Here is an 8,070-nt window from a genome sequence, read left to right on the forward strand (position 1 = left end):
GCACACAAGGGCACCTCCAAAACCGTCGGTGGATGACTCAGCGATGGGCAAGTAATGACCGTTCGTCAGGGGTGACTGAGAAGTCATTCTTTATCGCAGCGTGTAAACTGCACGCCATCGTTGTGCGCGCGTCACCGGCCTTGCTTTTGGACGTGCTCTTGAAACCTGCAGTCTGCCTACGGTCAGCGCAAAACCGACCGTATATTGACCGGAACGCCTATTCTGGTCAATACGGCAAAATGGTCAGTCATAAGCCGCGTTGCTTTGATTTACCTAGCCTGCGGGCAATTCAAACAAACGTTTGTATTGGACGCTGCCAGTGGTGTAGATATAATGCGCCACCTAGAGAGAGTGGTGGGTCGTGCCGTTGCAGCATGACACTACCCAACCTCCACCCATTAGAAAAAAAAGCCTGTTGAGCCTTGAGTAGGAGATAGCCTGTGGAACGCGAATACATGGAATTCGACGTGGTCATCGTCGGCGCCGGCCCGGCGGGCCTGTCCGCCGCCTGCCGACTGAAGCAGAAGGCCGCCGAAGCCGGTAAGGAAATCAGCGTCTGCGTGGTCGAGAAAGGCTCCGAAGTGGGCGCACACATTCTCTCCGGTGCCGTGTTCGAACCACGCGCCCTGAACGAATTGTTCCCGGACTGGAAAGCACTGGGCGCCCCGCTCAACACGCCGGTCGTGCGTGACGACATCTATGTACTGCGCAGCAGCGATACCTCCACCAGGGTTCCCGACTTCTTTGTGCCCAAGACCATGCACAACGAAGGCAACTATATTATTTCCCTGGGCAATCTGTGCCGCTGGCTGGCCCAGCAGGCCGAGAACCTGGGCGTGGAAATCTACCCAGGCTTTGCCGCCCAGGAAGCGCTGTTCGATGAAAATGGCGTGGTGCGCGGCATCATCACCGGTGACCTGGGCGTTGACCGCGAAGGCAAGCCCAAAGAGGGCCTGTACACCCCAGGCATGGAGCTGCGCGGCAAGTACACGCTGTTCGCCGAGGGCTGCCGTGGGCATATCGGCAAACAACTGATCCAGCGCTTCAACCTGGACAGCGACGCCGATGCCCAGCACTACGGCATCGGTCTCAAGGAAATCTGGGAAATCGATCCGGCCAAACATCAGCCAGGCCTGGTGGTGCACACCGCCGGCTGGCCGCTGGACATCATGGGTAACGAGAACACCGGTGGCTCGTTCCTTTATCACCTGGAAAACAATCAGGTGGTGGTCGGTCTGATCGTGGACCTGTCCTACAGCAACACCTTCCTGTCGCCGTTCGATGAGTTCCAGCGCCTCAAGCATCACCCGGTGCTGGCCCAATACCTGGAAGGCGGCAAGCGCGTCAGCTACGGCGCCCGCGCTATCTGCAAAGGCGGCCTGAACTCGCTGCCCAAGATGGTATTCAAGGGTGGCGCACTGATCGGTTGCGACCTCGGCACCCTGAACTTCGCCAAGATCAAGGGCAGCCACACCGCGATGAAGTCCGGCATGCTCGCAGCCGACGCGGTAGCCGACCGCCTGTTTGCCGAATCCGAAGGCGGTGACGAACTGACCGCGTATGTCGACAGCTTCAAAGCCAGCTGGTTGTACGAAGAACTGTTCGCCAGCCGCAATTTCGGCCCGGCCGTGCACAAATTCGGCGCCATCATCGGGGGCGGCTTCAACTGGCTCGATCAGAACATTTTTGGCGGCAGGATTCCTTTCACCCTGCACGACACCAAGCCGGACTACGCCTGCCTCAAGCTGGCCAAGGACAGCCAGAAGATCGACTACCCCAAACCCGACGGCAAGCTGAGCTTCGACAAGCTGAGCTCGGTGTTCATCTCCGGCACCAACCACGAAGAAGAACAGCCGTGCCACCTCAAGCTCAAAGACCCGAGCATCCCGATCGGCACCAACCTGCCGCTCTACGATGAACCGGCGCAGCGTTATTGCCCGGCCGGCGTGTATGAAGTGGTGACTAAAGAAGACGGCGAGAAGCGCTTCCAGATCAACGCCCAGAACTGCGTGCACTGCAAGACCTGTGACATCAAGGACCCTTCGCAGAACATCACCTGGGTGACCCCGGAAGGCGCGGGTGGGCCGACTTACCCGAATATGTAACGCCGCGAGTAACGGTTCCACTCTGGTTGATGGGCCCACTTGCTCCGGCCGAATCGATGGTCTTTTCGATTCGGCCGGAGCAAATGCTGTCAGCGTCTTGAATTGCCGACCGGCTCAACTGACAGCATTCGTTTTCAACGACTCCAACAATTCAACCATTTCCTCCAAAGACTGGTTATCCGGTTGAACCTCCTCCCTCAGATTCCAAATACTGTAGCGGTCATCGGACTGCGCCAGGTTCACCCCTGCCTTCCTGGCCGAACCAAAATCCACCGGAAAACACTTCTGAGTGTTGGCGTCGTAAAGAATATTCCTTGCAGCCAAATCGTTGTGAGCAATACCAGCGCTTTCCAACTCAGCCAGCATATTCAACAAGCTGGCCGACAAGCCCTCAGGCAAGGCTTTCCCTCCCGCCATCAGTTGTTCCAGCGATTCTCCCGGCACGTTGGGCATACGCATATAGGAAACGGTGTCGGCTGCATTACTGCCGAGGAACGTCGCGCGCTCCCCTCCATAATATCGGTTGAACAACGCCACCTCATTTTTCATATCGGCAACGCGCTCGGCAGTCGGCAGAGGGAAGGTGACTTTGATCACATAGTCGGCATCGTCCGGGTCGGCATAAACCATCGCACGGGAGCCAAACCCGACGGGGTCTTTCAATCGGCCCTCAAGTTCATCCAGACCGCCGCCCACGACACCTCTTCGCTGCCAGATACCCTGTGCATCAGGCGCGGCAACAATTGCGCTACTGGCCAACTTGTCGGGATCATGCGGATCGACTACACGCAAAACGTAATGCGTGCCGTCGCCGGCATCCGGTGCATCAGCGGCGTAATAGGTTCTGCCACCCAACTCGATTTCCCGCATGCCTGGAAAAGACGAGCCCGCATTGGGCGCCCTCAGCAATTCCAGGTCGCTTGTCTGTGAGTTAACTTTCCAGCGGTAAGGTTGAACGGGAGCGCTATTGGTTAACGAGGGTTCTCCCAACCCTGCGTCTGCCCTCGCGGTCGCAATTTCATGGACCAGTTGCAACCCTGATATCACTGCAGCGGCGCTGCCGCCAACTCGATCGTTTTGCGTCATGCCATTAATGGCGTCATGGACCCCAAAGACAATGTTGCCGGTATTCCCAATGACGGGCAGGTAACCGAAAGTACTGCCCCAAAACGCTTTGGCGGCCTTCCAGTTCTGTTGCGACGCCCCAAAAACCTCTGTCTGGTCGGCCCATATCGCGTTTTTTGCATTAACCGCCTGGAAATGAGGGGCAATGCCGCTCTTCAGATCGCCAAATTTCAAGTAATAATCGCTGTCTCTCGATTGCGTGTAATTGAATGTCTCGCGAACGGGTACGGCCTTATCCGCAAGCCAGTTTTTTCGGCCTGGGTACGTGACGCTATTACCGTGAATGAGCGTATCAAGAACATAGTCTGCTCTCGGCCAGTGCGCATCTTCGCCACCCTGGCGGTCACTGGCGTTGAAACTGTTCACCACGTGAGCGCGATTTCTTTCGGCCCATTTGGCAAAGTCATCATCTGCGTGCAATTCACTGACAGTGCCGTGTCTCAAGTCGACCATCAGGCCTTCATTAGGCCGATGGTCATAATCACCGTGATATTGAACATAAGGAACAAAGGCATAACCTGCCAATGAGTAGCCGTATATATTTGGAACAACGACGTTCCCGTTTGCTTCAAGTGTTCGAATGATAGCTTTCTGGCCCGCTAGCGTAAGCTGGCTAAAGGCAGCCTCGTCGTCACGTAGGCCTTGTAACGTCCCTTTGACCACATAGGCGTCTGCTTTCCCAGAGCGCTTTGCGAGTTCTCCGTTGGGATCGCGCATCGGCCTGGATACCTCTTGCTCCCAATGATCTTGAAGTGTGCTGCCCAGGGATTGGAGGTCTTTGATCGTATTTTTGTCCTGCGCGTTGATATGCATACCCTGGGCATTCAACTGGCCCCCCGGCGCTACTTCATCGTGTTTCAAAGCGCCGGCTGCGATTTGCCATGCGAAGTAGGTGCGCTCCTCCTGATTAGTCAAGTGAGAGGCGCCATTGAGCTCCTTGACATACGAGTTGAACGTCACCGTGATTTTTTGATGAGGGTCGTACCCCGCCGCCAGCAACCCACCGCTGAAATAGCCTGCGGGTTCCAAAAACGGGCGAATGTGCTGGAACCTGATATTGCTTTGGCCTTCGTCGCCAGTTTCTATCGTTTTGAGCTGCGCGACGACGCGACCGGCATAGGCATCGATTCGCTGTTCACGCTCGCCAAACGTATACCTCGCGCCGGGCGGCGTTACATCCAGCGAGCCGTAAATCACATGCTTGGAGAAATCAAGTTCGTGGTTCGGATCGGGAAGGGATGTCGTGCTTTTTACGACATCCCCTGTCGTGTCCACCACACGGTCGACCTCTCCCGCGGTTACAGTGTGTGCTGGCAGCGAAGCAACGGATTGTTGAGTGCTTACAAGAATCGTATGAGTGAGGGGCTGGACTTTCACGTGGAATACTTCCTGGGTCCCAGGACGTTTATTCGCCTGATGCAAGCGTGAGTGCAACACGCGCGAGGGCAGTTCCACGACCACCCTGCCGGAGCAGTCATCAGGTATTGCAAGCACACCGAGCCCCATGGACGAACAGTTCACTTGGCGGGGTTACCCGGCAGATTCAGGCAGCCCGCTCTTCACCAGGATTACGCAGAAAGTAACGCTTGTACTCGCGACTGAACTGCGACGTACTCTGATACCCCACGCTGTGCGCCGCCTGCGCCACACCCATGCCGTCGACCAGCAGCAACTGCTGGGCCTTGAGTAACCGCAAGCGCTTGAGATACTGCACGGGCGACAACAGCGTGCAGCGTTTGAAGTGTTCGTGGAAGGTCGACGCACTCATGTGCGCGAAACCGGCCAGCGTCTCGATATTCAGCGGTTCGGCGTAATGGGCATGCAGGTGGTTCAGGGACGTGGCAATCCGCGAAAACTGCCCTTGCTGTTCCACCAATGCACGCAACACATCGGCCTGTGGCCCACGCAACGCGGTGAATAATAATTCGCGCACCCGCGCCGGCCCCATGATCCGGCTCTCCAGCGGATCGTGCAGGCATTGCAACAGCCGTTCGACGCACCCGCGCATGGCGTCATCGAGCACCACCGAACTCATCGACTCCAGGGTCTGCGCCGCCGGCGGTGGTCCGGCTTGCATGCCCATCGCCATGACCAACTCGCCCAGCACCACTCGATCAATTCCGACCGTCACGCCGAGCAAAGGCGCCCCGGGAGCCATGGCAAACGTCTCGCACTCGAACGGCACCGGCATGGCCTGGATCAGGTAGTGCCCGGCGCCGTACTCCAGCGTACGCGGACCCAGATAGGCGACCTTGCTGCCCTGAGCCACGAACATCAGGCTCGGCTCGTAGATCTGCGGCCCACGCGCCACGTCGCAACTGGCGCGCAACACCTTTACGCCCGGCAGGTGAGTCGGCGAAAAGCCGTCACGGGACGCAAGCCCCTCAATCAAGGAAACCAGAGTGGCGTTGGCGTCGAGATGGCGGGTCAACAGCATAAAAGCGGTTCTCGGGGGGTGGGGGGGTGGGGGGCTGCAAGCTGTGAGCTGCAAGCTGCAAGCTGCAAGCTGCAAGCAGGTTACAGTTTATAGCTTGCAGCTTGAAGCTTGCCGCATTTAGCTGCCCCTCCGGAGCTTTAGGCATGAGACTCGGAGCAATCGCCATGGCCGCCTGCAGGGTCGGTGAGGAGAATGGACCGCCTCACTTTTCAATGCGTTTGCGAGGTTTCCTCATGTACACCGCCATCGGTTACGCCGCCCAGTCGGCCACCACTCCCCTCGCCCCCATGTCATTTGAACGCCGCAGCCCGCGCGCCGATGATGTGGCCATCGAGATTCTCTACTGCGGCGTGTGCCACTCCGATATCCACCAGGCACGCAACGAATGGGGCATCGCGGTTTACCCGCTGATGCCCGGCCACGAAATCGTCGGCAAGGTCACTGCGGTTGGCACCAGCGTCACCTCCCATAAGGTCGGCGACTTGGTGGGCGTGGGCTGCATGGTCGATTCGTGCCGCCACTGCGACGCCTGCAAATCGGACCTCGAGCAATACTGCCTCGAAGGCCCGACCATGACCTATGCCACCCCGGACCGCGTGGACGGCAGCAACACCATGGGCGGTTACTCCGACAGCATCGTGGTCAGCGAACACTTCGTGGTGAAGATCCCGGCCAAGCTCGACCTGGCCAGCGCCGCGCCGATTCTCTGCGCGGGCATCACCACCTACTCGCCGCTCAAGCACTATGGCGTGAAGGCCGGTGACAAGGTCGGGATTCTCGGCATGGGCGGCCTGGGCCATATGGGTATCAAGTTCGCCAAGGCCATGGGCGCCGAAGTGACGCTGTTCACGCGCTCGGCGAGCAAGGCCGAAGAAGGCCGTCGCCAGGGCGCCGACCATGTGATCGTGTCCACCGATGCCGAGCAGATGAAAGCCGCCGCCGGGCACTTCGACTTCCTGCTCGACACCATCCCGGTGCAGCATGACCTGAACCCCTACCTCGACGTCCTGCGCTTTGACGGCGTGCATATCCTGGTCGGCCTGATCGAGCCGGTGGACCCGCCCGTCAATGCCGCCAAATTGGTATTGGGCCGTAAAGTGCTGGCCGGCTCGTTGATCGGCGGCATTGCCGAAACCCAGGAAGTCCTGGACTTCTGCGCCGAGCATGGCATCACCTGCGACATCGAGATGCTCGACATCCGCCAGATCAACGAGGCTTACACACGGATGATCGCCGGTGATGTGAAGTATCGCTTCGTCATCGACATGGCGACCCTGAAGGCCTGATCAGGCCTTCGCGCCCAGTTGCGCCGACAGCCGAGCCGCGACCTGTTTGATCACAGGGATCAGCTCGGCCATTTTCTCCAGCGGCATGTAGGGCACGGTACTGGCGATGCTGATGCCGGCGACGATTCGCCGACTGGCATCGCGCACCGGTGCCGCGACGCAACGGATCGACGGTTCGTTGTCTTCCAGATCGAACGCATAACCGCCCACCACGTATTCATGCATGCGCTGCTCGAACTGCGCCCACGACTGCTCGGGATGCTGCGGCCATTGCAGGTTCTTGCCCCCCGCCGGCAGACTGACGTCGTACAGGCGCTGCCACTCCTCCACGCTGTCATCGAGCATCAACGCCTTGCCGATGCCGGTGCGCGCCAGCGGCATGCGATGGCCCACCCGCGAGCGCATTTCCGGCCCATTGCGGCCGGGGTTCTTGTGCAGGTAGAGCACTTCGTCGTATTCGCGAATCGCCAGGTGGATGGTGTCGCCGGTGAGGGCCGACAACTCGTCCAGGTAAGGCACGGCCAGGTTCACCAGCGGCAGTTCTTCGCGCGCCTGGAAACCCAGTTCGATCAGCTTGGGCCCCAGCAGGTAACCGACTTGGGGTACCACACGCAGGTAACGCTCCTCCACCAGGCAACTGGCCAGGCGATGGGTGGTGCTGCGGGTGGTGCCGATACGTCGGGCGATCTCTTTCAGATCCCGCGCACCGGCCGCCACCGCCTGCACCACGCCCAGGCCACGCAGCAGGGTCTGGGTGCCGGTGGGGGCGGTGTCTTTGACGGGGGAGTGAGCGTTTTCCTGCATATCGGGCCTATTGGGAAGTACGAAAACGGCGCCATTATGGCAAAAGCTGCCCTTCTGAACACAGGACATCCAATGTGGGAGGGGGCTTGCCCCCGATAGCGGTGGGTCAGCTTGCACATCTGTCTACTGATAGACCGCCATCGGGGGCAAGCCCCCTCCCACATTTAGTCCTCACATGGCATGAGTCAGCGTTGCTTCAGGCGGTCGATGATGACGGCCAATAGCAGGATCGAACCCCGAATCACGTACTGGTAAAACGTATCGATGTTCTTCAGGTTCATCGCGTTCTCGATGATCGCCAGGATCAACACCC

5 protein-coding genes and 1 pseudogene are annotated in these 8,070 nt (G+C 58.9%); 2 read left to right on the forward strand and 4 right to left on the reverse strand.

What is annotated here, in order from left to right; all coding sequences use genetic code 11:
* The first annotated feature begins 440 nt into the window (after nucleotides 1-440).
* Nucleotides 441-2,105, forward strand: coding sequence for an electron transfer flavoprotein-ubiquinone oxidoreductase (locus tag CIB54_RS26080; RefSeq protein WP_065949873.1), 1,665 nt, complete (start codon nucleotides 441-443; stop codon nucleotides 2,103-2,105).
* Between the two features lie 114 nt (nucleotides 2,106-2,219).
* Here CIB54_RS26080 and CIB54_RS26085 read toward each other — a convergent pair whose 3' ends face one another.
* A complete protein-coding gene (locus tag CIB54_RS26085; RefSeq protein ID WP_101221368.1) occupies nucleotides 2,220-4,607 on the reverse strand; it encodes an OspG family effector kinase in 2,388 nt (795 codons plus the stop codon).
* Between the two features lie 166 nt (nucleotides 4,608-4,773).
* A complete protein-coding gene (locus CIB54_RS26090; protein ID WP_057721141.1) occupies nucleotides 4,774-5,667 on the reverse strand; it encodes an AraC family transcriptional regulator in 894 nt (297 codons plus the stop codon).
* 233 nt (nucleotides 5,668-5,900) lie between these two features.
* On the opposite strand from CIB54_RS26090, the gene CIB54_RS26095 reads away from it, so the two are divergent.
* Entirely contained in the window at nucleotides 5,901-6,953 is a 1,053-nt protein-coding gene (locus tag CIB54_RS26095; protein ID WP_101221369.1) for an NAD(P)-dependent alcohol dehydrogenase, read from the forward strand.
* Here CIB54_RS26095 and CIB54_RS26100 read toward each other — a convergent pair whose 3' ends face one another.
* Both CIB54_RS26100 and CIB54_RS26110 read right to left on the reverse strand, forming a co-directional pair.
* The gene (locus CIB54_RS26100; protein WP_065895466.1) at nucleotides 6,954-7,757 is read right to left on the reverse strand and encodes an IclR family transcriptional regulator; all 804 of its coding nucleotides are present in this window, start codon (nucleotides 7,755-7,757) and stop codon (nucleotides 6,954-6,956) included. It abuts the gene before it with no gap.
* Nucleotides 7,758-7,942: 185 nt separating this feature from the next.
* Nucleotides 7,943-8,070 (reverse strand): annotated as a pseudogene (locus CIB54_RS26110) (L-arabinose ABC transporter permease AraH); the annotation flags it as partial.

Source organism: Pseudomonas fluorescens, assembly GCF_002837185.1.
Lineage (GTDB): Bacteria > Pseudomonadota > Gammaproteobacteria > Pseudomonadales > Pseudomonadaceae > Aquipseudomonas > Aquipseudomonas fluorescens_AM.